The organism is Microbulbifer sp. ABM4_008 (genome assembly GCF_056311705.1).
On sequence record NZ_CM149970.1, the window covers coordinates 2,899,065 to 2,921,487 of the forward strand.

18 protein-coding genes and 1 pseudogene are annotated in these 22,423 nt (G+C 46.5%); 5 read left to right on the forward strand and 14 right to left on the reverse strand.

All coding sequences use genetic code 11. From position 1 onward, the window contains the following. Positions 1-281: 281 nt before the first annotated feature. The 5 genes from ACYX4J_RS12375 to ACYX4J_RS12395 all read right to left on the reverse strand — a co-directional run bounded on the left by ACYX4J_RS12375 (position 282) and on the right by ACYX4J_RS12395 (position 6,940). Positions 282-1,508: a phytanoyl-CoA dioxygenase family protein gene (locus tag ACYX4J_RS12375; protein ID WP_476176723.1), complete on the reverse strand. Its 1,227-nt coding sequence runs from the start codon at positions 1,506-1,508 to the stop codon at positions 282-284. A 36-nt stretch (positions 1,509-1,544) separates the two neighbouring features. Then, the gene (locus tag ACYX4J_RS12380; protein WP_476176724.1) at positions 1,545-2,771 is read right to left on the reverse strand and encodes a phytanoyl-CoA dioxygenase family protein; all 1,227 of its coding nucleotides are present in this window, start codon (positions 2,769-2,771) and stop codon (positions 1,545-1,547) included. Between the two features lie 67 nt (positions 2,772-2,838). After that, positions 2,839-4,845 (reverse strand): alkyl/aryl-sulfatase, encoded by a 2,007-nt coding sequence (locus ACYX4J_RS12385; RefSeq protein WP_476176725.1) that lies wholly within the window; start codon positions 4,843-4,845, stop codon positions 2,839-2,841. Between the two features lie 176 nt (positions 4,846-5,021). Continuing rightward, on the reverse strand, positions 5,022-6,176 hold the full coding sequence (locus ACYX4J_RS12390) for an acyl-CoA dehydrogenase family protein (RefSeq protein ID WP_413665396.1): 1,155 nt from the start codon (positions 6,174-6,176) through the stop codon (positions 5,022-5,024). 254 nt (positions 6,177-6,430) lie between these two features. Then, positions 6,431-6,940, reverse strand: coding sequence for an Lrp/AsnC ligand binding domain-containing protein (locus ACYX4J_RS12395; RefSeq protein ID WP_108732847.1), 510 nt, complete (start codon positions 6,938-6,940; stop codon positions 6,431-6,433). Between the two features lie 141 nt (positions 6,941-7,081). On the opposite strand from ACYX4J_RS12395, the gene putA reads away from it, so the two are divergent. Next, on the forward strand, positions 7,082-10,228 hold the full coding sequence (gene putA / locus ACYX4J_RS12400; RefSeq protein ID WP_476176726.1) for a bifunctional proline dehydrogenase/L-glutamate gamma-semialdehyde dehydrogenase PutA: 3,147 nt from the start codon (positions 7,082-7,084) through the stop codon (positions 10,226-10,228). Here the strand turns inward: putA and ACYX4J_RS12405 are convergent. After that, entirely contained in the window at positions 10,142-10,726 is a 585-nt protein-coding gene (locus tag ACYX4J_RS12405; RefSeq protein ID WP_476176727.1) for a hypothetical protein, read from the reverse strand. The two genes, putA and ACYX4J_RS12405, sit on opposite strands and share 87 nt — an antisense overlap. Positions 10,727-11,822: 1,096 nt before the next feature. On the opposite strand from ACYX4J_RS12405, the pseudogene ACYX4J_RS12410 reads away from it, so the two are divergent. From ACYX4J_RS12410 to ACYX4J_RS12420, 3 genes and pseudogenes are all read left to right on the forward strand, one after another. Then, a pseudogene (locus tag ACYX4J_RS12410) lies at positions 11,823-12,946 on the forward strand (alkyl/aryl-sulfatase); the annotation flags it as partial. Between the two features lie 135 nt (positions 12,947-13,081). Next, positions 13,082-13,402 (forward strand): alkyl sulfatase C-terminal domain-containing protein, encoded by a 321-nt coding sequence (locus ACYX4J_RS12415; protein ID WP_476178661.1) that lies wholly within the window; start codon positions 13,082-13,084, stop codon positions 13,400-13,402. Positions 13,403-14,117: 715 nt separating this feature from the next. Then, on the forward strand, positions 14,118-14,801 hold the full coding sequence (locus ACYX4J_RS12420) for a hypothetical protein (RefSeq protein WP_476176728.1): 684 nt from the start codon (positions 14,118-14,120) through the stop codon (positions 14,799-14,801). A 528-nt stretch (positions 14,802-15,329) separates the two neighbouring features. On the opposite strand, the gene ACYX4J_RS12425 is transcribed toward ACYX4J_RS12420, so the two are convergent. After that, a complete protein-coding gene (locus tag ACYX4J_RS12425) occupies positions 15,330-15,875 on the reverse strand; it encodes an SLATT domain-containing protein (RefSeq protein WP_475708243.1) in 546 nt (181 codons plus the stop codon). A gap of 332 nt (positions 15,876-16,207) precedes the next feature. Here ACYX4J_RS12425 and ACYX4J_RS12430 point away from each other — a divergent pair, with 332 nt between their 5' ends. Then, entirely contained in the window at positions 16,208-17,149 is a 942-nt protein-coding gene (locus tag ACYX4J_RS12430) for an IS110 family RNA-guided transposase (protein WP_445361041.1), read from the forward strand. A gap of 28 nt (positions 17,150-17,177) precedes the next feature. Here ACYX4J_RS12430 and ACYX4J_RS12435 read toward each other — a convergent pair whose 3' ends face one another. The 7 genes from ACYX4J_RS12435 to ACYX4J_RS12465 all read right to left on the reverse strand — a co-directional run bounded on the left by ACYX4J_RS12435 (position 17,178) and on the right by ACYX4J_RS12465 (position 21,194). Beyond that, positions 17,178-17,534 carry a hypothetical protein gene (locus tag ACYX4J_RS12435; RefSeq protein WP_444958399.1) on the reverse strand — a complete coding sequence of 119 codons (357 nt, stop codon included), beginning with the start codon at positions 17,532-17,534 and terminating at the stop codon, positions 17,178-17,180. A gap of 110 nt (positions 17,535-17,644) precedes the next feature. After that, complete coding sequence (locus tag ACYX4J_RS12440; protein ID WP_475708245.1) at positions 17,645-18,040, reverse strand: ribonuclease E inhibitor RraB; 396 nt, start codon at positions 18,038-18,040, stop codon at positions 17,645-17,647. A 98-nt stretch (positions 18,041-18,138) separates the two neighbouring features. After that, complete coding sequence (locus ACYX4J_RS12445) at positions 18,139-18,372, reverse strand: hypothetical protein (RefSeq protein WP_444892212.1); 234 nt, start codon at positions 18,370-18,372, stop codon at positions 18,139-18,141. Positions 18,373-18,485: 113 nt separating this feature from the next. Continuing rightward, positions 18,486-19,076 carry a hypothetical protein gene (locus tag ACYX4J_RS12450; RefSeq protein ID WP_475708246.1) on the reverse strand — a complete coding sequence of 197 codons (591 nt, stop codon included), beginning with the start codon at positions 19,074-19,076 and terminating at the stop codon, positions 18,486-18,488. A gap of 106 nt (positions 19,077-19,182) precedes the next feature. Then, positions 19,183-19,632 (reverse strand): hypothetical protein, encoded by a 450-nt coding sequence (locus tag ACYX4J_RS12455; RefSeq protein ID WP_444915333.1) that lies wholly within the window; start codon positions 19,630-19,632, stop codon positions 19,183-19,185. A gap of 484 nt (positions 19,633-20,116) precedes the next feature. Next, on the reverse strand, positions 20,117-20,653 hold the full coding sequence (locus tag ACYX4J_RS12460; protein ID WP_252082835.1) for a hypothetical protein: 537 nt from the start codon (positions 20,651-20,653) through the stop codon (positions 20,117-20,119). 94 nt (positions 20,654-20,747) lie between these two features. Further along, positions 20,748-21,194 carry a hypothetical protein gene (locus tag ACYX4J_RS12465; protein WP_445356283.1) on the reverse strand — a complete coding sequence of 149 codons (447 nt, stop codon included), beginning with the start codon at positions 21,192-21,194 and terminating at the stop codon, positions 20,748-20,750. Positions 21,195-22,423 lie beyond the last annotated feature (1,229 nt).

The following is a 22,423-nucleotide window of genomic DNA, read 5'->3' on the forward strand; positions in this document are numbered from 1 at the left end:
TGATAGGATAGAAAAGCAAATAAAAAACCAAACTAACACACAAATATAGTCAAAAACTCCGCCACCTGAATTCAGCCTCTCTCCTATCATAGATAGGTCAAACACATCAACTACACCTGAAGAAGAGGCTGGTTTTTCAAAGTATTTCAGCCAGAAAACTTATACAGCAAAGTAACAAGTGAGGATTTCCAACTGCAGACCGCATATAACTCTACAACACAATATAAAGAGCAAACTACAAGAGACCAAGTAAGACGCTCTCTTTTAAAGGTACATAAAGGTTAATCTTTCAATATCTTGTTGTAGCCAAAAGAATCCTTACCATAAACTTGAAAGCTACCTACCTCTGGAAGTTCATACTCCACCATTCCCTCCGCTGTTGAGTATACATCCTTACCTCCCGGTGCGACCCGTACATGATTTGCCGTACATCTTCCCACAAAGGAAAACCGAGAATTACTACTACATGTATTTGGATATGATGCATGCATATTTAGAGATGAAAACACAATGCACTCACCCGGCTTCATCTCCATATCTTTAACTTTGAACTTATCAAAGAAATCCTCTCCTAAGAGCTTCGCTGCCGTAAGAAAGACAAATATACTCTTAGTGAAAATCCGACCAAACAAAACCACCTTAAAAACATCAAAAAAATATCGGAATGAAAAAGGAAGCAAAGAAATATAAAATAACTTATTATCTTGTATAAAGCTGTATAGAAAATCCATTCTTGCATCACTAAACGACCCCGGCAAAAATCTCAAACAGCCATTTTCAATAGTAGATTCTGATAGAGCGACCCAAGCAGTAAGCTGTATCACTGCGGGATCAGTATCTTTTGTAGGCTGCAGTTTCGCATATTTACCAGTCTCCCTAAAAGTCGCATTTTGGTGCCATATAGTGCCGCTAGCACCAGGAAATTTATCGAAAAACTGTGATCGCCAACACATCACCTCATCACCCAATAGACTGGCAAGCTTGTGCGATAATTTTGGATTCCTCAACAGCTCCCTAAAAGACTTCATTCTAAGAGCCTGGTAAAGTCCAGCACTTTCAATTACCCATTGTCCATGCCGCTTTTCTATCTCTCTTACTTTACTGCCAACATAGCTTACCCCTTGAAAGTCTTCAGCAAATGCGTCTTCAGCCTCTTTACGTAAACTTGCTGCCTGATCTTCAGAAACCAACTGAAATGGTGGCAAATAACCATTTTTTTCAAAGTAACAAATTTGCTCTTCTGTTAGGAAATCATCCTTACCATCATCCCTTGAGACATTTTTTCTCGGAATAGTCACCGTCATATTTCTAAGCTTATCCAGCTCATCAAACATCTGCTTCTTTTTCGAACCACGCCATGGGAGGATTAATAGCTTATAAAGCAAAACAACAGTGATCATTATTAGAACTTGAAAGGCTTGCACTTTGGAGATCGCAAAATCTGCAGCATCCCCCATAGAACCAAATCCCTTCAGCATCTCCGAAAAAGTACTTTTTCCAGTCTCCATAAAACTTAACCTCATTCAAGTAATGACTACCCCCCACTAGTTTCGCATTACTTTGTTGTACCCATACGAATCACCACCATATATCTGAAATGAACTAACCTCTGGCAACTCAAACTCAACCATACCTTCAGCACTAGGAAATCTATCTTTACCAGAAGGGGAAACCTTTACATGAGTTGTGGTACACCTCCCAAGAAAGGAGAACCGGCAGTCAATTTTTGTTATGTTCGGGTAAGATGCATGCATATTTAAGGCAGAAAAAATAAGACATTCTCCCGCCTTCATTTCAACATCAAGAACCTCGAAATTTTCAAAAAAATCCTCCCCTAAAATCTCCACAGCTGTGAAAAACACCAAGGCACTCTTTGCAAATATAGAGCCATAGAAGCCGATTTTTGCCATAAAGTATAAATGAGGAAGTGAAAGCGGAAGCTGCGACAGATAGAAGAATCTATTGGTTTGCATATATTCATATAGGTAACTAATTCTCGCACCCGAAAACGATCCAGGAAGTAAAAGTAAGCAACCATTTTCACGAGCAGCATCAGTTAGAGCCACCCACGCATTCAGCTGAACTATCGCTGGGTCTGCATCTAACGCTGGTTGAAGCTTGGCATATTTACCTGTCTCACGGAAAGTTGCATTTTGATGCCAGACAGTGGGGCCAGTTCCCGGCATCTTATGGAAAAATTGACTTCGCCAACAAATAACTTCGTTGCCAAGTAGACTAGCTAAACGGTGCGATATTTTAGGCTTTCTTAGAAGCTCTCGAAATGAAGGGGGACTTAGTGCCTGATAGGCTCCAGCATCTTCTATCGGCCAGTCCCCATGCCTAATTCCGATATCACGAACCTTATCCCCGAGAAAACTAATTCCATGGAAACTTTTATCATATTCATCAAGGGCAAGCCCCTTCAGCTTGACAGCCTCACCCTCTGAAACAACAGAAAATGGGACCAAAAAGCCATTTTTTTTGAAGAAATCCAATTCACCCTGTTTAAGGAAGTTGCTCTCCCCCTCCTCATTTATTTCATCAGGCTGTGGGAGTCTAAGAGGCAAGTTCTTCAGGGCATCCAGATCTGAAAAGAATTTCCTTTTCTTCCGCACTTTCCATGGGGTAATCAAGAGGCGATAGATAACAAAACCTATGATTGCCAAATATATATGTAACCTCTGAAACCAAGAAATAGTGAAATCGGCACTATCCTCCAAAGTACCTATCCCTTTCAACATCTCAGATAGAGTACTTCCCTTATTTGCCATTCACTTCACCCTATTCCTATGGATCAATACTTTTTCGCAATCCGCTTACTTCTGAGTCAACCCGATCTTAGAAATCCTTTGGCACCATCTTATCCATCGGTTCAGGCGTAACCAGGTTCCACCAGAAATCAAACCGGTCCATTAAAGAAAGTAATATCTTCAACTCTCCCGCATCGCCCTCAATTTTGATTTTCCCATCCTCCATCTTCTCCTGGATAGATGCACTACCCAAGATGATATCATTGAGATCTGAGCGGTTTATCTGCACACTGCTTCCTGGATTCTCAACTGGGGGGCCATAGTTCAACACCGCATTCTCAAGCACAAGCGCATACTTTTCTTTTACGTCCGGCATATTGATATTGATAGAGAGCTTTTTGCCAGTTGCCTTTGGGCCGTTGAGTCGAATTCCCAGATAATCAAAAATCAAACCAGCCGGCATACTGCGAATAGTGTCCGGGCTCGCAGTCAGAGGGACAGGGTATCTCTGGATACCATCCCGCAACTCCCTGGCACCACTTAAGAAAAAATTTCTCCAGGTGCCATTCTCCTGCTGATAACCCAATTGCTCTAACGCATCTGCCAATAGGTCTCTTGCTGCACGATTATTAGGCTCTGCGGAAACCAATTTATCGAGCACCTCCGCAACCCAGCGGTACTCTCCTGCCTCATAGTCTTTCTTTGCTTGCTTGATAATATTGGCGGCCCCGCCCATATACTCGACGTACTTTATTCCCGCGGCCGTCGGTGGCATTGGATACAGGCGAGCGGGATTGCCATCGAAAAACCCCAGGTAGTAGTTCCATACCGCACGGGTATCGTGATTTACACTGCCGTAATAGCCGCGATTGGCCCAATATTGTGAGAGCTCTGGAGGCAACTCCATCAGCTCAGCCGTTTGAACCATGTTGTACCCGTGATTGGCTAATCGTAGGGTTTGATCGTTGAGGTACTTGTATAGGTCGCGCTGCTTTTTCAGATGATTCACCACATTCTCTGGTCCCCAGGTTGGCCAATGATGGGGTGCAAACAGAACTTCGGCTTTTCCACCCCAGCGCTGCACGGTTTCATTGAGGTAGCGAGACCAGTCACGAGCATTTCGGACCTTTGCTCCCCGCAAGGTGTAAAGGTTATGTAAGGTGTGGGTTGCATTCTCAGCAGCGGTTACGGCTTTGAGTTGAGGAATATAGAAGTGCATTTCTGCCGGCGCTTCAGAGCCCGGCGCCAAGAGAAACTCAAAGATAAGTCCATCCAGTTCCAAAGTTTGCCCGGTCTCAACAATGGAGTCTGTCGGTTCTATCAGTGTGATGGTGCCAGTGGAGGTTTCAAGACCGAGGCCAGACCCTAAGGTACCTTTGGGATCTTTAGGGATCAGGTTCCCGTACATAAAACTGGCACGACGCGCCATATGATTTCCTGCAAAGACATTTTCACTAACAGCTTCAATCAGGAAATCTTGCGGGGCTATTACCTTAACCTTGCCTGATTTTACATCTTCTTCATCGATAACACCGCGAACCCCCCCATAGTGGTCAACGTGACTGTGGGTGTAGATCACAGCAACGACAGGCTTGTTTCCGCGATGCTGCCGATAGAGGTTCAACGCTGCTTCAGCCGTCTCGGCAGAAATCAGCGGGTCCATAACAATGACCCCGGTATCGCCCTCAATAAAAGTTATATTGGAGAGGTCCGCACTGCGAACCTGGTAGATTCGCGGTATCACCTCATAGAGACCGCCCTCCGAAATTAATTGCAGTTGCCGCCACAGACTGGGGTTGGCACTGTCAGGAGCCTCTTTATCGCGAGCAAATTGAAATTGCTCCAAGTTCCATACCGTATCGCCTTTGCTGTTTTTAATCACACCATTATTTGGTAGAGGAGCAATAAACCCCCGCTTTACATCCTCAAAGTCCTTCCGATTTGCAAAGGGGAGCTCTTTCAGTACAGCCTGGTTTGATTTCATTGTGACGACACTGGCGGGATTGGGTTCTTGCGCTATGACACTTACGGTCGTTAGCGAACAGGCAAGGAATACTAAAAATAGCGAAAACAGCGGCAGCTTGTTAACGTTCATCAGTTGTTTCCTTTCCATAATTCACAAAGTGAAGCGGCAGAGCCCCTTGTAGAGGATAGGTAGGAAACTATTAAGCGGGCGGGTATTTATGCCGGAATCAGGAGAATATCTGACAAATTTAGGGGGAAAGGAACAAAAAAGCCGGCGAAGAGCGCCGGCTTTTTTGTCATTAAATATTATCTGACATCCAGTAAATGCCTGGCAATAATCAGGCGCTGGATCTCACTGGTACCTTCGTAGATTGTAGTGATTCTCACATCCCGACTCATACGTTCGAGTGGATATTCACGGGTATAGCCCACACCACCGTGCATTTGCAGAGCTAGATAACATGCCTCGTTAGCCTTCTCACTAGCGAACAGCTTGCCCATTGAAGCGGCAGGGCCAAACGGCATTCCGGCATCTTTCTGCCAAGCGGCTTGCAGCAATAGGAGTCGCGCACCTTCCATCTCAGTATATTTATCGGCAAGCTGCCATTGCAGCCCCTGGAACTCCGCCAGTTTTTTACCAAACTGCTCCCGCTCATGCAGATAGGCCCGGGCACAATCCAAAGCTTCAAAGCCGATACCCAGCGCCAGGGAGCCAATACCGATTCGGCCTCCAGCGAGCTCACCTGCAGCAATGCGAAAGCCGCGATTTTCTTCACCTAAAAGATGGGAGGCAGGAATACGGCAATTGTCGAAAGAAACCTCATTGGTAACAGAGGCTTTCTGTCCCATTTTTTCTTCGGCCTTGCCAATCACCAGGCCAGGTGTGCCAGCTTCAACCAGGAAGCAGGAAATACCTTTGCCTTTAGGCGCGGAAGAATCTGTCACCGCCCAAACAACAAAAATACCGGCAAATTCGGCGCTACTAATAAAGAGCTTACTGCCATTGAGAACGTATTCATCACCCTGCTTTTCCGCGCGGGTGCGCATAGAGGCCGCATCCGAACCGGAACCGGGCTCGGTGAGACAGAAAGAACCCGCAGGGTATTCTCCACTACAGATTTTGGGGAGGTATTTTTGGCGCTGCTCTTCCGAACCTACCGCCTGAATAACCTCTGCCACCATATTGGTTACGGACGTGGTCGTTGCAACAGAGGCACAGCCCCGCGCCAGCTCGGCGATCGCCAGGGAGAATGCGACAGTGCCAGCACCAGTACCGCCGTAATTGGGATCAATATTGATTCCCATAAAGCCCAGCTCTGCCAATTGCTTGAGCTTTTCCAACAAGAGCTCTCGATTACCGGTCTTGTCGAGTTCGGCAGCAATGGGCTTCAGTTCACTGTCAGCAAATTGCTTTGCCGCATCCTGAATCATCTGCTGTTCTTCGCTCAGTGAAAAATCCATACAGTACCTACTTATAGTTATTACGGACAAATCACACGGCACCCACCTTGGTACCGCATCGCTATGCCGAGCATAATAAAAACCGCGCCGACAATGGTTGCCAATTCCATCTGTTCATCCATGAAATCAGCAATCAATCCCTATGATTGAGGCCTGAGGAGAGAATTCAGATTCCTACCCAGGTTCATAAAAAAGCCAACCAGCAAAATCGCTACAGTTCTTTCACTCCGCACAGGATATTTGACTGCGCTCAATTAGCGCCGCGAACCTTTCACACTGGGTTCTGGGTCCGGTACCGCTACAGCGGTATCAGTCTTCACTTCCTCCATCACCACATAGGTGTGGGTTTCCCGTACTCCCGGTACGGATGCCAGCTTTTCACCGAGGAAGCGACGATAACCCAGCATATCCTTAATACGAATTTTCACCAGGTAGTCAAAACCACCGGCAACCATATGGCACTCCTGGACCTCCTCCAGTCCAGCCACATGCTCATTAAAGGCTTCCAATGCTTCAGTTGCCGTATTGTTCAGGGTCACCTGGATATAGACCACCAGGCCCGCATGAACTTTGAGCGGGTCGAGTAGCGCTACATAGTCGCGAATAAATCCTTCCCTTTCGAGCCGCTTGACTCGCTCCAGGCAAGGGGTGGGACTAAGGTTAACCCGGCGCGCCAATTCCACATTCGGCAAGCGGCCGTGACGTTGCAGAATTCGCAGTATTTGGCGATCAATACGATCAAGATCTTCCAACTGTCGAGACATTACAAAATACCCTACTGGTAATCACGCAATTAGGCGTGATATTTAACCACAACTCGCGACATTATGGCGATTAATTCTAACGATTTTCGCACATAATCCGGTTTTTTATTCTGACCCTAGATATAGAGCTTGGGAGACGATATGTCGACAAACTTCGCCGGAGACCTCCAGAATGCCCGAGACCGGGCACGCGAGTATTTGCACGCCGACGAAAACCTCTGCGTGAGCGAGCTGCTGGCTGCGCCACGCCCCAGCGACGAGATGCGCAAGAAAATTCTGAACACCTCGCGCGCACTGGTTCATCATTCGCGACAGCAGCGCAGCAAGCGCGGAACGCTGGACGCTTTCCTTCAGCAATTCGGCCTTTCCAATAAGGAAGGGGTTGCATTGATGTGTCTGGCAGAGTCCCTGCTCCGGGTACCAGACGCCGATACTGCCGACAAACTAATCGCCGAGAAAGTGCATTCCGGCAACTGGTCCAGCCATCGTGGCCAGTCCGACTCCCTGTTTGTGAACGCCTCAACCTGGGGCCTGATGCTCACCGGCAGCGTGGTGGAGCTGGACCCAGATATCACCGAGCGTCCCTCCCACTGGATGAAACGCCTGGTTAGCCGTATCGGCGAGCCCATGGTGCGCACCTCCATGATGCAGGCCATGAAAATTATGGGTGGCCAGTACGTGCTCGGCCGCACCATCAAGGAAGCCCTGAAACGCGGCCCCAAAGAAAACCTCCCGGGCACCCGCTTTTCCTTCGACATGCTGGGCGAAGGCGCCCGCACCATGGCCGATGCCCACCGCTACTTCGATGCCTATATGATGGCTATCGAAGAGATCGGCAAAGACAACACCCAGCGGGATGTGGTTGAGGCCAACGGTATTTCCATCAAGCTTTCCGCCCTGCACCCCCGCTACAGTGTGCTGCAGCGGGATCGCGTAATGGACGAATTGCTGCCCCAGGTGAAGCGTCTTTGTGTCGCCGCAGCCCAATACGATATGGGCCTGAATATCGATGCAGAAGAGGCAGACCGCCTGGATATCTCGCTGGATATCTTCGAGGCCCTCGCCCGCGACCCCGAAATTAAAGACTGGCAAGGATTGGGCTTTGTACTGCAGGCCTACCAAAAGCGCGCCCCCCATGTCGCCGACTGGCTGATTGCCCTGGGCCGCGATACCGGCCGCAAACTGATGGTGCGCCTGGTTAAAGGCGCTTACTGGGATAGTGAAATCAAACACTCCCAGCAGATGGGCCTGCCGGACTACCCGGTGTACACGCGCAAATGCCACACCGATCTGTCATATCAGGTCTGTGCGAAAAAACTGTTGGAAGCTGGCGATGCAATCTATTCGCAATTTGCCACCCACAACGCCTACACCGTCGGGCTGATTCTTGAGTTAGCCAATGGCCGCACCGACTTTGAATTCCAGCGCCTGCACGGCATGGGCCACTTGCTGTACGCACAAATTGAAGCGGTACACGGCAAGCGTGTGCCCGTGCGCGTCTACGCACCCGTGGGGGCACATCGTGACTTACTGCCCTACCTGGTTCGTCGCCTGCTGGAAAACGGGGCTAATAGCTCCTTTGTTAACCGCTTTATGGACGAGGCAACGCCGGTTGAAGCCCTGGTCCAGGATACCCTGGAACAAAGCGAAGCCTGCAACCCCTACCGTCACCCGCAAATTCCTGTTCCGGAGAATATTTATATGGGCGCAGAAGCCCTGCCACGGAAAAACTCACACGGCATCGAACTGACTGATCCACTCTCCGTTGATCCCCTGCTGAAAGAGCTTGAACAGCAACGCGAAAAGCACTTCCTCGGTGGCCCTATCGTCAACGGCACCATGGGCGAAGCGGAAGAACCGGTTTACAACCCGGCAACCGGCGAAAAAATTGGACACACCGCGAATACTGATAAGCACCTGATTGAGCAGGCCTATGCCTCCGCCACTGAGGCGCAGATCGACTGGGATCGCCAGGGCGGAAAACACCGCGCGGATATTCTCGACAGAATTGCTGATCTCTACGAAGATAAAGCCAATGAACTGGCTGCAATTATTTGCATTGAAGCGGGCCGCACCCTAAATGATGGCATTAGTGAAGTGCGCGAAGCTATCGACTTCTGCCGCTACTACGCCAACGGCGCACGCCAGCATTTCAGTGAACCCACCGAACTGCCCGGCCCTACCGGTGAACAAAATCAGCTGTATTTGAGTGGCCGCGGCACCTTCGTGTGCATCAGCCCTTGGAACTTCCCCCTGGCAATCTTTACCGGCCAGGTAGTTGCCGCACTCGCTGCCGGTAATGCCGTACTGGCCAAGCCCGCAGAGCAAACCCCCATCATCGCTGCACACGCCGTGCGCTTGATGCTCGATGCCGGTGTGCCGCCAAAAGTACTGCACTTGATTACAGGTACCGGTGCCGCAGTGGGCAAACTGCTGATCGAAGATCCCCGCCTGGGCGGTGTAGCCTTCACCGGCTCCACCGAAACCGCACGCCTGATCAACCAGCAGCTGGCAGCGAAAGAAGGCCCGATTGTACCGCTGATCGCCGAAACCGGCGGCCAGAATGTCATGGTCGTAGACTCCACCGCCCTGCCCGAGCAGGTGGTAGACGATGTGATCCAGTCTGCCTTCCTCAGTGCCGGTCAGCGCTGTTCCGCTCTGCGTATCCTGTGTGTACAGGATGTCATCGCCGATAACCTGCTGAATATGCTGAAAGGCGCGTGTGAAGAACTGACCCTCGGCGATCCCGGTAAACTGGATACCGATATCGGTCCGGTTATCGACGAAAAAGCCCTCGGCATGCTGGAATCCCACCGCGAGCGCATGGCGAGAGAAGCCAAGCCGCTATTTGCATTTGAGGAAGCGAAGAAGCCCAGCAAAGGCACCTTCTTCGGCCCGCAGGTAGTAGAGATCGAAGACTTCTCCGTACTCAAGCGCGAGACTTTCGGACCTTTCCTACATGTAGTTCGCTTCAAGGCAGACGAGCTGGAAGACGTAATCCGCCGCATTAATGCCACCGGCTACGGCCTTACCTTCGGACTACACTCCCGCATCGAAGGCCGCGCCCACGCGGTATTCAAGCGTATCAACGTCGGCAACTGCTATGTAAACCGCGATATGGTTGGTGCAGTAGTAGGTGTTAACCCCTTCGGCGGCCACGGCCTATCCGGCACCGGCCCCAAAGCCGGTGGCCCGCACTACCTATTCCGTTTCGCCAGTGAAAAAACCAAAACTATTAACACTGTTGCCACTGGCGGTAACACTGCACTGTTTACATTGGGGCAATAAGCTTCGATAAAACAATGAGAGAGCGGGCTTTTGGCCCGCTTTTTTGTGGAGAAACATTTCGCTAACCACCCACAAAGTACCAACTCCAAACTTCCCTTCCCCGTAAATTTTCAGCCCCTGTAAATTAATCGGATGAATCATGGCAATTAGTTCAATTTCAAGCGCAGTCTTTTGCGGCAACAACCAAGTATTTTCTTTTACAGCTCCACATAAGGTATAGTTGGTCGGCCCTAAAAATGAAATGGATTCAATGAAAAACATAATAGCTGGAATAACAATAGGCTTAGTCGCCGGATACTTAGGCCCATTAATTACAGGATATTCTGCAGCCATCACTATACCCGAAGCTTTCAGAGTACTCCTTTCAGATGGGGGAGCTGTTCTTTGGGAAATTTTTGTTGTCCATTTAATAGGATATGGACTAATTGTTTTCACACTCATTTTCTTAGCATCTAGGCTGATAAAACTGCACCCATGGGCAACTGCAGCAATTGCCATTATCGCCTGCGAAGCCACTCTGTATTTTTTCCACACCAGTGAATACACACTTTACGTACCTCATATCGTAGCTCTGGCATTTTGTGCATTCTTAAGCGCAACGCTCGCCAGGAAGAGCGCAAATATATCACCTGCTGTTTAATTACTTCTCGAGTTAAGATTAATAGAAGTTAAAGAATTTTTGATCGGCGACCTGCTCAAACCCCAATAGATGGTGTCTTATTTTTAAAATAGAATTTGATAAATAAGACACCCTATTTTGAATGGCCAGCTTGGTACTAGTACCAACAGAAAAAAGCTAATAATAAATTTACCTTTACGACCATTCACTACCATAGAAACCTTCCTAAACCTGCTAAATATAAAATCCCTAAGGGCATATAAAAACAGATCAGATTAAACTATCAGCTACGACAATCCAGCGTCTTCGATTCAAGAACCACAAACTCTTCACTCATCACAGTGCCGACAATCGTGACTGTATTGGTAGAAAATACAAAGCCCAATGACAAAACTGGTTAACCAGTGGGTAACATCAAACTGTTTCCCTTGTAGAAAGACTTTTACGCCGCCAAAGGGATAGTTCTTGTCTTGACGCGCCACCGCAGGTGGGAGAAGCTAAGGCCACTCTGGGCAATAAAAACCCTGTCCCAGTATAAAAATGAAGTTTCATGTACACCGATTTTGGGGAGTCTCAATGCGCTCGCTGATACTGATGTGGTTGCTGTCCTTCTTTTTGATTGCCTGTGGTAGTGAACCAAAAACTCACACAGAAAATTTAAATACCGAGATCAAACCCGCCTCCAAGGCAACTATTTCCCACAATAGATCCCTGGCAAAACAACTCCCCTTCGGCGATGAAACTGATTTTCTGCTGGCTAAACGAGGCTTTATTGAATCTATTCCCGGCGCCCAAGTGAAAAATACCGAAGGTCGGGAAGTCTATGGCCTATCCCAGATGCAATTTTTACAAGGCACCCCTCCTGATACCGTCAACCCCAGCCTTTGGCGTCAGGCCCAGCTCAACGTCCTGAATAACGGCCTGTTCAAAGTGGTAGATGGTATCTATCAGGTGCGCTCGCTGGATCTGGCCAATATGACTCTGGTGCAGGGTGAAAACGGCTGGATTGTTATCGACCCTCTCACTTCTGCGGAGACTGCAGCCGCAGCACTTGCACTGGCCAACAAGGCACTAGGAGAGCAACCGGTAAGTGCCGTTATTTTTACCCATAGCCACGCAGACCATTTCGCCGGTATAACTGGAGTTCTGACTAAAGAACAGCTCGCGAGCGGTTCTATCGACATTATTGCACCAGAGGGTTTTGCTGAGGAGGCGATTAGCGAGAATGTGCGCACCGGGAATGTGATGCAGCGCCGTGCGTTATACCAATTTGGAAATTTGCTGCCCTCCAGTCCGGAGGGTTTTGTCTCATCCGGCTTAGGCAACCGGGTATCAGATGGTGAGCACGGAATAGCTACACCAACAATAGAGATTACTGAAACCGGTGCAGAGATGACAGTTGATGGAGTGGACATCGTCTTCATTAACACACCCGGGGCCGAAGCACCCGCAGAGATTGTGTTTTTCTTCCCTCAATTTAACGCACTCTGCATGAGTGAGATCGCCAACCATACACTGCATAATATTTACACTCTGCGTGGTGCGAAAACCCGCGATGCCAAGGCCTGGAGTCGCTATATTGAGTACGCCATGGAGAAATTTGGCGATAAGACCGAGGTGGTTTTCAGCAGCCACCACTGGCCCACCTGGGGCAAAGATGAAGCTATGGATTACCTGGCTAAGCAGAGGGATCTTTATAAATATATCCACGACCAAACACTGCGCCTAGCTAACCACGGTTACGATATGGTCGAAGTTGCAGAGCGCCTTGAGCTCCCCGAGAACCTTTCTCAGGCTTGGGCCAATCGAGGATATTACGGAACTGTCAATGTTGGAGCCAAGGCAGTTTACAATCGCTATTTGGGTTATTTTGATGGCAACCCAGCAAACCTCCACCCTATTCCTCAGGAAGAAGCTGCAGAGCACTACATCGACTACATGGGGGGGGAGAAGCCATTATGGCTCGGGCCCGACAGGATTTTGCCCAGGGCAATTATCGCTGGGTAGCCATGGTGCTAAAGCACTTGGTTTTCGCTGAACCTGAGAACGAGCAAGCCCGTTACCTATTGGCTGACAGCCTAGAGCAACTCGGCTATCAGTCAGAATCTGGTATCTGGCGCAACTTTTATCTCTCCGGAGCCAAGGAATTGCGTCATGGTATCGAATACCGTGAAGAAATACTGCCCGATGAAGAAATAGTAGCGCGAGTCCCTCTCCAGCTGCTTTTCGACGCGATGGCGGTGCGCCTTAACGGTGAGAAAGCGGCAGATGCAGATATCCGCTTAAATATCGATATGACTGACACTGGAGAAAAGTACTTAGTCGTAGTGCAAAATGGGGTACTGCACGGCTACCCCGGCCGACACAGTAGCGAGCCCTCTGCCAGCCTCGCTCTGAACAGTACCGACTTACGTATGATGTTTAGCGGGTTAGTAGGCGCCCCTACTCTAATCAAAGATGGTCGACTCAAGGTAAGCGGAAATCCTTTGGCCCTAATAAAATTCGGGCGGTTATTTGATAAATTTGATCGTAATTTTAGCCTTGTAACACCTTGAAGAAGTTAAGCGGCCAGCGTGTAAAATTCTAACTAACTACAAACTGTAATACGCCTGATAACAGCAGATATCTGCCCCATACCAACCCAAACAATACAGAGCCTTTTGGGCTCTGTATGTTTACAAGGCCAAATTCTCCCTACCCAAGAAAGTCATACTACCGATTGATAGAATGTGCCCCGCATAGCACGTGAACCCATCTGTCAAACTAACTACCCATTCGTCTATTTCAAACCTGCATCAGCATTCAATAACTGTTCAACCAAATTGAAAATCATGACACACAGAATGCAAAGTTCTGCAGGAAACTTCTTAGATAGATTAATTTACAAGAGCCTCTAAAACAGCCTCTGCAGTGATTAAGATAATCTCGGCACATAATAAGATTACTCACCACCCCACCTCACTCCGCCCTAAAAGCCAACCTGCTATAAACCACGAATAAAACCTATAACCGCAGAATCACAACCTAAGCCAACCATATATTAAATCCAACTTAAAAACCCTCAATTTACTCACAATAGAAATAGACAACACGCACAAATCAAACCTATTACTATTTATTGATATTACGCACCAAACAACAAATACGTAATAGTTCTTCTAGCCGTCAACATCGAAAATTACAAAACCTTACAACGGCTTGATTGGCTCACATAAAATATTTACTGTCCACACCGCATTATTAAATCGTATTGGACAATGGAAATGGACAATGGAAGATATAATGGAACTTTCGGTAGCAACAAAGATTGCTGCAACAGATACGACAGCCAGGGACTTTAAGTCTTATCGATCATTTCGCACCAAAATCCTTGCAGCAACAAGGATTGAAGATGGTCTTGCGGTAGATTCAAAATACTACGATGAGTTGCTAACTTCCTCCGGGGCATTAAATGTCTGGTCGTTGTATATGCTTCAATCACTTGAATGCATGATTGAAGCGTCTCAGGTTGCACTTGAATCTCTTGATCAACTCAAGGATAGTCTTTCAGAAATTCTAAGGCTTGATGCGGATTCACTTTTAATACAGATACGCGCCAATACAGAGGTCGATGAAACATTGGCGACAGCGCTTAAAGAAGGTTTAAAAAAGTATGGCACTACGGAGAAATGGCTCTTAACTCTTCGACAAGCACTTTTAAGCAGAATAGAAATTAGCGAAGAAGGAAAGCGCCTAGTTGAGGCTATTCAGGACGGTCGACCACCGGAAAGACCACAGCTGTTTCCCGTCTTAACCTACCTTCACGACGACTCTCTTGCTTTAATTTTTTGTTTGCTTGGCGGCCTCACAATGAAGGCAATCTGCGTTGTTACTCTACTAATTGCCCTCGCACCGCACAGCCCTAGCGAACCACCGCCGCCCCCTCCACCACCACCGCCACCCCCTGAGGACTAACAAAATTAACAACTCCAACAATACATCGAGTTCATTGTGGTATGCAGTTAAAAATTAGAGTACAACTTAATTGCATGAGTTATTGCTAGTGGCAAGGGCGGCAGAGATAAAGCACTGAGCGCCCTTGTCAGTTTCCATCTATATTTCTATGATTCTATTTGCAACACAAGCTATAAATAAATCCACCTAACTGCACTGAGAGCTTTTGCAAGAACTGTTAGCTAACATTCAGCAAGTCATCTGATTAAATATTTACCAACTGAAAGCCAAACCTTATTTGCCTATCCATGTTTAGGATTTGGGCAGTATCGATAACTTAAGTTATTTGTCGTCTCGTAAATATCACCACTGGATACACTCTCATTAATTTGGCAATAGTAACCATATCGACTTGAAGATCTTCAGCTGGAGCTACAACTCCAACTTTGAGCTCTGATGCGTACCCAATAACGCGTTTTTCACTTACTATTTTAGGCGCACTCTTCTACCCTATTCAAAAGGCAAGCATCTACTCGAAAAGGAGAGATTTCAACTTCCTTTAGCAGAGGCGCAGCCTTGTTTCGCCCTTTGGTTTGACTTGTTAGCCTTTTTTAGCGAGTGAAACTTATTTCTAGCGCCACTCAAAGCTGAGTCAGATATTGGGCATTCCTGTGCCTTTTTATTTGCTTCGCTATATTTTGATTCTAACGCGGAAACTGATGCCCAACCTTCTTCTATGCTCATTACATCTGCTTTTATTTTTCCTTTCGATATCCTGGACTCTCTCTCAATGTCAGAGTACAAATTACCGACTTCAATATGTAGCATAGATTTTTTCTGGTAGCTTAAGTATGTTTGAACTCCTGCAAGAGTTGCTGCCAGAAGTGATAACACAGAGATTATTGTGCCCGAATAATCGCCTAAAGACTTAATCAAGGTTGAGCCAATAAATACATTTATTATAACAACCGGAACTCCAAGAATTAGCGTCAGATTTTGTTTGGAGCTGGATGATTTAAAATGCGCAAACTTACAAGTTGCTGCATTCATCTCTATCCTTTCAAATTCAATTAGGAGTGTTTCCTTTTTATCCATCATTCCTCCTTGTAAGGCTAACGACTACAACAGGGGTGGCCGGAGCGTAGCGTAGCGTAGGCTGTCCCGCGAAGGGCCAAAGGCCCGCAGTAACCTGCTTGTACTTGTATGATTGCTCTTGTCTGATTCTGATGTTGAAAATCCTTTTCGTTAACGGGTAAATTGAGACCCACCTTCGGCGGCCACCGAAGGCCTTGTTTATCACAGTTCGCTGCTTGACTGGTTCGTAAAAGACCGATAACAAGTATGAACGTGATAAGCACTCACTAGGCATAACTCGGATAGTCATGTGGGCCTCGAGCCCGAATAGCAAGGCGGAGATAGCTTATCTTATGGAACCTCAAGAGATCAATGTCGGTATCGATACCAGCAGTAAACAACTCGATATTTATGTGAGACCTACTGGCCAATTCTTTAGTGTTGCCAATGATAAAAATGGCATTAAGGATGCCATTAAACAATTACAACCTCTTAAACCTCAAAGAGTATTAATAGAGTCTACAGGAAGACTCGAATTAGAGTTTGTTTGCGCCGCTGACAGAGCAGGATTACCTGTTGTTGTTTGCAACCCTTCACAGATAAGAAGCTTCGCTAAATCCGCAGGGCGCCTCGCCAAAACTGACAAGCTAGATGCAATGGATATTGCACATTTTGGTGAGGCCATGAAGCCAAGACTATCGGAGCTAAAGCCAGTAAAGCTTAGGGAGATCAGTGACTTACTGGCTGTAAGAAGTCAGTGTTTAGAGATGAGTACAATGCAAAAGAATCGGCTTCAGAGGATGCCGAAATCAGTACACAAACCTATCCAGACCATTCTAAACACCATCAAGAAAGAGTTACAAGGTATCGACAAGCAACTGGATAAACTGGTTAACAGTGTGTCTGAGTGGCGGCAAAGGCGCGACCTATTGTTGAGTGCCAAAGGGGTCGGAAATGTATTGGCTTATACGCTGATGAGTGAACTTCCCGAACTAGGAAAATTGAACCGTAAAGAAATCGCTGCACTTGTAGGTATCGCTCCGATGAACCGTGATAGCGGCAGCTTCCAGGGAAAGAGATATATTCGAGGAGGAAGGCATCGTGTACGAACAGTTTTGTTTGTCTCCATCATGTCAGCCATTCAGCATCATCCCAAATTAAAGCCGATGTATAAGCGATTAGTCGACGCTGGCAAACCTAAAAAGGTTGCTCTGATTGCCTGCATGAGAAAGCAGATTACCATCCTGAATACGATGGTGAAAAATAACACCTATTGGGATGAAAGTATGGCTTAAAAACTTGACGAGTAACCATAGTCACTTGTTAAGCATTTGCTAACACCCCAGCTAACCAAAAAATAGTGATGTACATTAAAGCGGTAAAGCTGATTATAAATATAACTTGCAAAATGGATAGTTTGGAATGGATACCAAAATCAATGAGCTCATAAAGTTTTTTGGGGAAGTTCTTTTTTATACTTAGTATAACCATAATTAATGCTATACCTACATAAAGCAACACGATACCCCAAAATCTCTCTGGTTCAATATCAATACTGATTGTTTCTGAGAGCCCAGCTCGTTTATAACCAATTACTTTACCGATCACAACAGCAAACACGCAGTAAGCTAACGTGAAAATGGCAAACAGTAGATGAATTAATCCAACTTTCTGCAGCATTGCTGCTCCATACTTTAGGTGTTTAACGCCTCAATAACCGGCAGCGTTGTGGCGCAGCCACGCTTTTAGCTGTCCGGCGCCGTAGGCGCGTAGTTAATTGACTTGTTAAATTACTCAACAACCGGAGTTCCCCAGCCGTCATAATCAGCATCAAACTCGTTTGCCAGCTTGAGCATTAAAGAGTTTTCACTGTTAATTACTTTAATGTCTAAAATGGTCTCTTTAATTAAGTCGCCATACCAGTAATGAGTGCCTTCATGTACGTTGTCACCGACATTAGCTACACGGTAACCAAGAGATTCTCCTTTAGCCATAAGCTCTTTAAGTGAGTTAGAGCTAAAGCAATAAAAATGATGCTCAAGAGGGTGCGGTTTACTTGGATCAGAACCAGCATCAATGAGCGCTTGAATCGTTTTGCCATTCATTTCCATATTTGGTGGAAATTCGGCCGCTTGAGCGCCACTAAACCCTAGCGCGGCCATTATTGAAATAAGAAGCTTCCTCATGACTTTCCTTGGTAATTTAACGCAAAGCTAAAAGGCCGGAGGCATTTTTTGCCGGAGGTCCAGCCCACGTTTTTTGGGGGCGAATTTTCAGCGTTTTGTTATAACGTCTCATCTAATCTCTCTGATACAGAAAGGCTTTTTCTAAGTAGCAGCGAGACCAAATATATAATTGCCAGAGGAGGTAATAATGCCATAAATCCACCAACTACAACCGCTCGTTTAACCTTTAAGGTTTTTTTGATAGCTAGCATATAGCTAAGAGCTAATACAACACAAAACCATAGCAATATACCCAGGGCTTCGATATTGGAAATATTAAACAGCTCGTACATTCCGCATTATCCATTAAGGAGCTATAACGCCTCAAACACCGGATTGGTGATGTTGGCGGCTTTTTTGGAACAAAAAAGGTGACAGCTTTACCAAGTCCGAGTGATTTGACTTGTTACCTGTTGCCACGTAAGAAGCTCCCCAATTTTTTAAAACTAAACCCCACCCCTGATATATTTGGCTCTAATATAATTGAATCTACAATAGCCGACCCGATTCCTTTCTGTGCTTCTTTAGCAATGCTGAAGTCAGAAAGGTCTTTCCCTAATTCTATGTCCGAAAATAGTCTTTCGACTAAAGCTACAACCTCGGTTGTAGTAGAGCAAAACTTTTTCAAGGGAATTAGAACAAGTTTTAGGTCACTCTCCTCTTGCTCCCGGTATAGACCTCGCCTGCGACTGTAGCCATGATTGTTTTCTAAGAAATATGAAGGGTGCGCATTTGTAACCAATATCGCTGGCAATACATCCTCGCCCCTTTCATTGTTAATTTGGTGCCAAGAAAAAACCTCATTATCAAAATGAGCCAATTCAGTCCCCTTTATTACTACAGCCCGATTTTGGGCAGCTAGGTTTGCCATTTTATCGAAATTTTCGTTTAGCGCTCTGGCTAAAGACTCATGCCACCCATACTCAAGCAAATAGATCAAATAATCTCTATTTTCACTTTTGGGAATATTAGTCAACGAGTGCACATGCAAACCCATATGTTATTTTCTCCTAGACAGGTAACGCCTCAATAACCGGCAGCTGGAACGAAGCGAAGCGTAGAGCAAGCTGTCCGGCGCCGTAGGCGCGAAGTTGATTGATTCGTTATGTGTTTTTGGCACCGAGATACCCTTTACTCAGTTTTGTCTTGTTGTACTGAGCGATATCAGTGAAAGGCCAATATGCCAACTCACCATGTTCTTGCCACTTTTCGAGAGTGCTTTGCCCGAAAGCCCCGAAACTGATTGAGTTAAGAAATCTGTCTCTGAAACTAGCAGAGGGCCACTTATACTCAATGTCTGACTTTAGGAAAAGAATCCAACGCGCTACAACAGACCGCTCTTCATTGGAAAGTGCCTCTTTGCCTCTAAGTTTGTACTCTTTCATATCGCTGTACAGACACCAAACCCCGTGATGAAAAACCTCCCATACAGCATCATCTTTTGACTGAGGTAAAGCATCTTCAAACTCATCATTTGTAATTATGCCAGCAACCAAGCTACGAATAAGCTCAGCAAGTTTATTTCTAGATTCTCGGTCAATCATGGTTTGCACATAACGTTGCCAGCAAGGGCAGCCGAAGCGGAGCGTAGGCTGTCCAGCCCAGCCTCCGGCTGGGCGATCTTGCCTGGCCTAGTTATAGCTGGCGCGCACTGAACGACCTACTTGCTCTCTGCCAGCCAACTTTGGCTGGCCATTGCCCGATAAATTTACAGGAGAAAATACCATACTTTTCCCAACGGATAACTATCCGATTGGCACTCAACGATGGCCTAGCAGGCTTGTAGGGCTTACTGACTGAAAGCGAAGGCACTGGAGCGGAATCGCGGTACCAACTTGCAAGAAAACTCTCAGGAAAAGTGTGCTCAGATAGAGATTGATGCTTGCAGCAGCTACAAAACATCTAAATATTGACCGCCACAATAACGCCGCGCTCAGAGGCGGCTTACTTTGGGCGCTTTATGCGCGAAAATAGGAGCAAAGCGACTGCGCATAAAGTGCACAAAGTAAGACGTCGCCTTGCAGCGCTTTGTTAGGGCTAACCCCGGGCACTGCCTCTATGCTTAAGCCAAAACCCAGAATGATGCTGTGCAACCGACAGCCCTAAGTAGAAACGCTCGATGTTCAGCTGTGATTTTGGAAACGTGAATTCACGCACGAACATCGATTGCAAGAGTACTAGTGCCGCCCCTATCTGGGTAGAAGACTCCGGCCCATGCCCGCCATTTATATAGCTGGGAAAAAAGTCCATCATTTCCCTGAAATGAAGGCGAGCCATTGCAACAGCAATTTGTGGGCTAACCATACTACCATTTTTGAAGCGGTTCTTTAGCTCTTCCAGGTGCGACTTATTCTCCGAGACAATGAGGCACATACATGCAATTAAGTGCGAACGCCAATTCACATCAAGTAGCAGAGTTTCATAACCTGCATGTTCGGTTTCAAGCTCAGTAGCTAGAGCACTAAAGATAGAAAGATCACTTTCTACTTCAAATGGTTGAAAACTCAAATCAAAGGCCTTCAGGTAGAAGCTACCATCATTACTGAGCTCTTCTAACCTCTTAAATACGTTCATCTACCAATTGCCCTAACGCTTTTGTAAACGGCGAGCGACGCAAGAGCGAGTCCAGCGGAGCACCGAAGGTGTGTAGCGGTGTTTGACAAACTTGTTAGAAGTATTGTGCAAAGTGCTCATCAAATGACCTGTAGCGACCAAGACAGATCGTATCAAACTCGTCTAGATCTCTTTTCTTGAATACACCAATATTTCTTAATGCTTGGTTAATACCGCCTTCAGTTTCTTCCATTACAACTTTACTATCAGAATACACCGCAGCGTATTGCTTACCGATACCACCAAAGTAGTCGGTAAAAATAATTGCATACCTCTTTAAGCCCAGCTCTTTAGCAAAATAATGGGTAACAGGGCAGTTTAAAACAATTTTCCCATTACTTTCATTTGATATTAACAGTTTTTCTGCCCAATGATCTGAATGCCCTGCATTTAGACCTACGATCGAGAACCCCTCATGGTTGACACACGGCAACTCGAATTTCCTTAGTAGCTCTGCATCGATATCGCCTTTGGCTACAATTGCTTCTATATGATGCCCCACGAATTCTCCTTCGTACTTCTAACGTTGCCAGCAAGGGCAGCCGAAGCGGAGCGTAGGCTGTCCAGCCCAGCCTCCAGCTGGGCGATCTTGCCTGGCCTGGTTAAATTTTATGTCCATTGAGGCCACCCCAGCGATTTAAGCCATATTAAAAAACTGATACAGCTCAGATATGGTAAACAATTGTACAGTCTGAATCGCTGCTTGCGATACCATAGAAATAAAATAGCCAAATACGTCGCGGTAAAACCGGCAACTACATGGAGAGCTAGCCTTGCAACGTCACGAGACTCGTTTGAATGGACAAAGCCCATCTCAATGACATACCAGTTTACCCACATAGCCGATAACCACGGTAAAAGTGAAATCACAATGAGAGATTTATCAATACGACTCACTGGAGATTGCCCTTAGGAAATTTAACGCCGCTAGCAAGGGCAGCCGAAGCAACGCGTAGGCTGTCCAGCCCAGCCCCGAAGGGGTTGGGCGAGCTTGACTAGCCTGGTTATGGCTGGCGCGCTCGGGACCGACTACTAGCACTTTGCCAGCCACAGTTTGGCTGGCCGCTGCTCAATATTTACGAGGAAAGAATACCGCACTTTCCCCAACCAATTCCTATTTTACTGGCACTCCACGAAATTGCAGCGGACTGCCCACCTCCACCACACTTGAGCAAATACCCTAGGAACGAAACTGCCTGAATAGCAATCAGTAAAATTGCTCAATACCAGATGCTATTTAGTGGCACGAAACCTTCAGTTACCGCGAAAAATCAATAAAACCGACCGCCACAATAACAGCTATATAGTAATCATTCTGATCACTATTATATTGACTACTATCTCATAATCAATCTACCGCCACCACTACAGTTTCCCATAGAAAATCAAGTGGTTATATTAAAATGGCACGATCGAACAAACTACAAAAACGATCACTATGACTACTATCTCAATTTCGCCCTGCTCACGTAACCCAATGATTTCAGGGTGTTTCCCACAAAATTTCAGCCTAACTCAGAAATAACACTCACCATGATCATATTTAACCAAGCTGGCGCTTACTAACTGGCATAAATCATATTGCTTGCCCCGATAATTGAGTAAGCCGAATCATGAGTGCCCCCTGAAAATGCTAATTTAGATAGCAGCAATCATCTTGAGGGTATGTTGCTGGGGAGGATGAATAGATTTCAGAAATTAGAAAATTATCCTCTCAAGGTGGTCAGTTAG

Coding starts and splice junctions, on each gene's coding strand:
- putA (WP_476176726.1), top strand. CDS start 7,082: ATGTCGACAAACTTCGCCGGAGACCTCCAGAATGCCCGAGACCGGGCA.
- ACYX4J_RS12390 (WP_413665396.1), bottom strand. CDS start 6,176: ATGGATTTTTCACTGAGCGAAGAACAGCAGATGATTCAGGATGCGGCA.
- ACYX4J_RS12415 (WP_476178661.1), top strand. CDS start 13,082: ATGGCGGTGCGCCTTAACGGTGAGAAAGCGGCAGATGCAGATATCCGC.
- ACYX4J_RS12395 (WP_108732847.1), bottom strand. CDS start 6,940: ATGTCTCGACAGTTGGAAGATCTTGATCGTATTGATCGCCAAATACTG.
- ACYX4J_RS12420 (WP_476176728.1), top strand. CDS start 14,118: ATGGAAGATATAATGGAACTTTCGGTAGCAACAAAGATTGCTGCAACA.
- ACYX4J_RS12445 (WP_444892212.1), bottom strand. CDS start 18,372: ATGTACGAGCTGTTTAATATTTCCAATATCGAAGCCCTGGGTATATTG.
- ACYX4J_RS12405 (WP_476176727.1), bottom strand. CDS start 10,726: ATGGCAATTGCTGCAGTTGCCCATGGGTGCAGTTTTATCAGCCTAGAT.
- ACYX4J_RS12460 (WP_252082835.1), bottom strand. CDS start 20,653: ATGAACGTATTTAAGAGGTTAGAAGAGCTCAGTAATGATGGTAGCTTC.
- ACYX4J_RS12385 (WP_476176725.1), bottom strand. CDS start 4,845: ATGAACGTTAACAAGCTGCCGCTGTTTTCGCTATTTTTAGTATTCCTT.
- ACYX4J_RS12380 (WP_476176724.1), bottom strand. CDS start 2,771: ATGGCAAATAAGGGAAGTACTCTATCTGAGATGTTGAAAGGGATAGGT.
- ACYX4J_RS12430 (WP_445361041.1), top strand. CDS start 16,208: ATGGAACCTCAAGAGATCAATGTCGGTATCGATACCAGCAGTAAACAA.
- ACYX4J_RS12450 (WP_475708246.1), bottom strand. CDS start 19,076: ATGGGTTTGCATGTGCACTCGTTGACTAATATTCCCAAAAGTGAAAAT.
- ACYX4J_RS12375 (WP_476176723.1), bottom strand. CDS start 1,508: ATGGAGACTGGAAAAAGTACTTTTTCGGAGATGCTGAAGGGATTTGGT.
- ACYX4J_RS12425 (WP_475708243.1), bottom strand. CDS start 15,875: ATGGATAAAAAGGAAACACTCCTAATTGAATTTGAAAGGATAGAGATG.
- ACYX4J_RS12435 (WP_444958399.1), bottom strand. CDS start 17,534: ATGCTGCAGAAAGTTGGATTAATTCATCTACTGTTTGCCATTTTCACG.
- ACYX4J_RS12440 (WP_475708245.1), bottom strand. CDS start 18,040: ATGAGGAAGCTTCTTATTTCAATAATGGCCGCGCTAGGGTTTAGTGGC.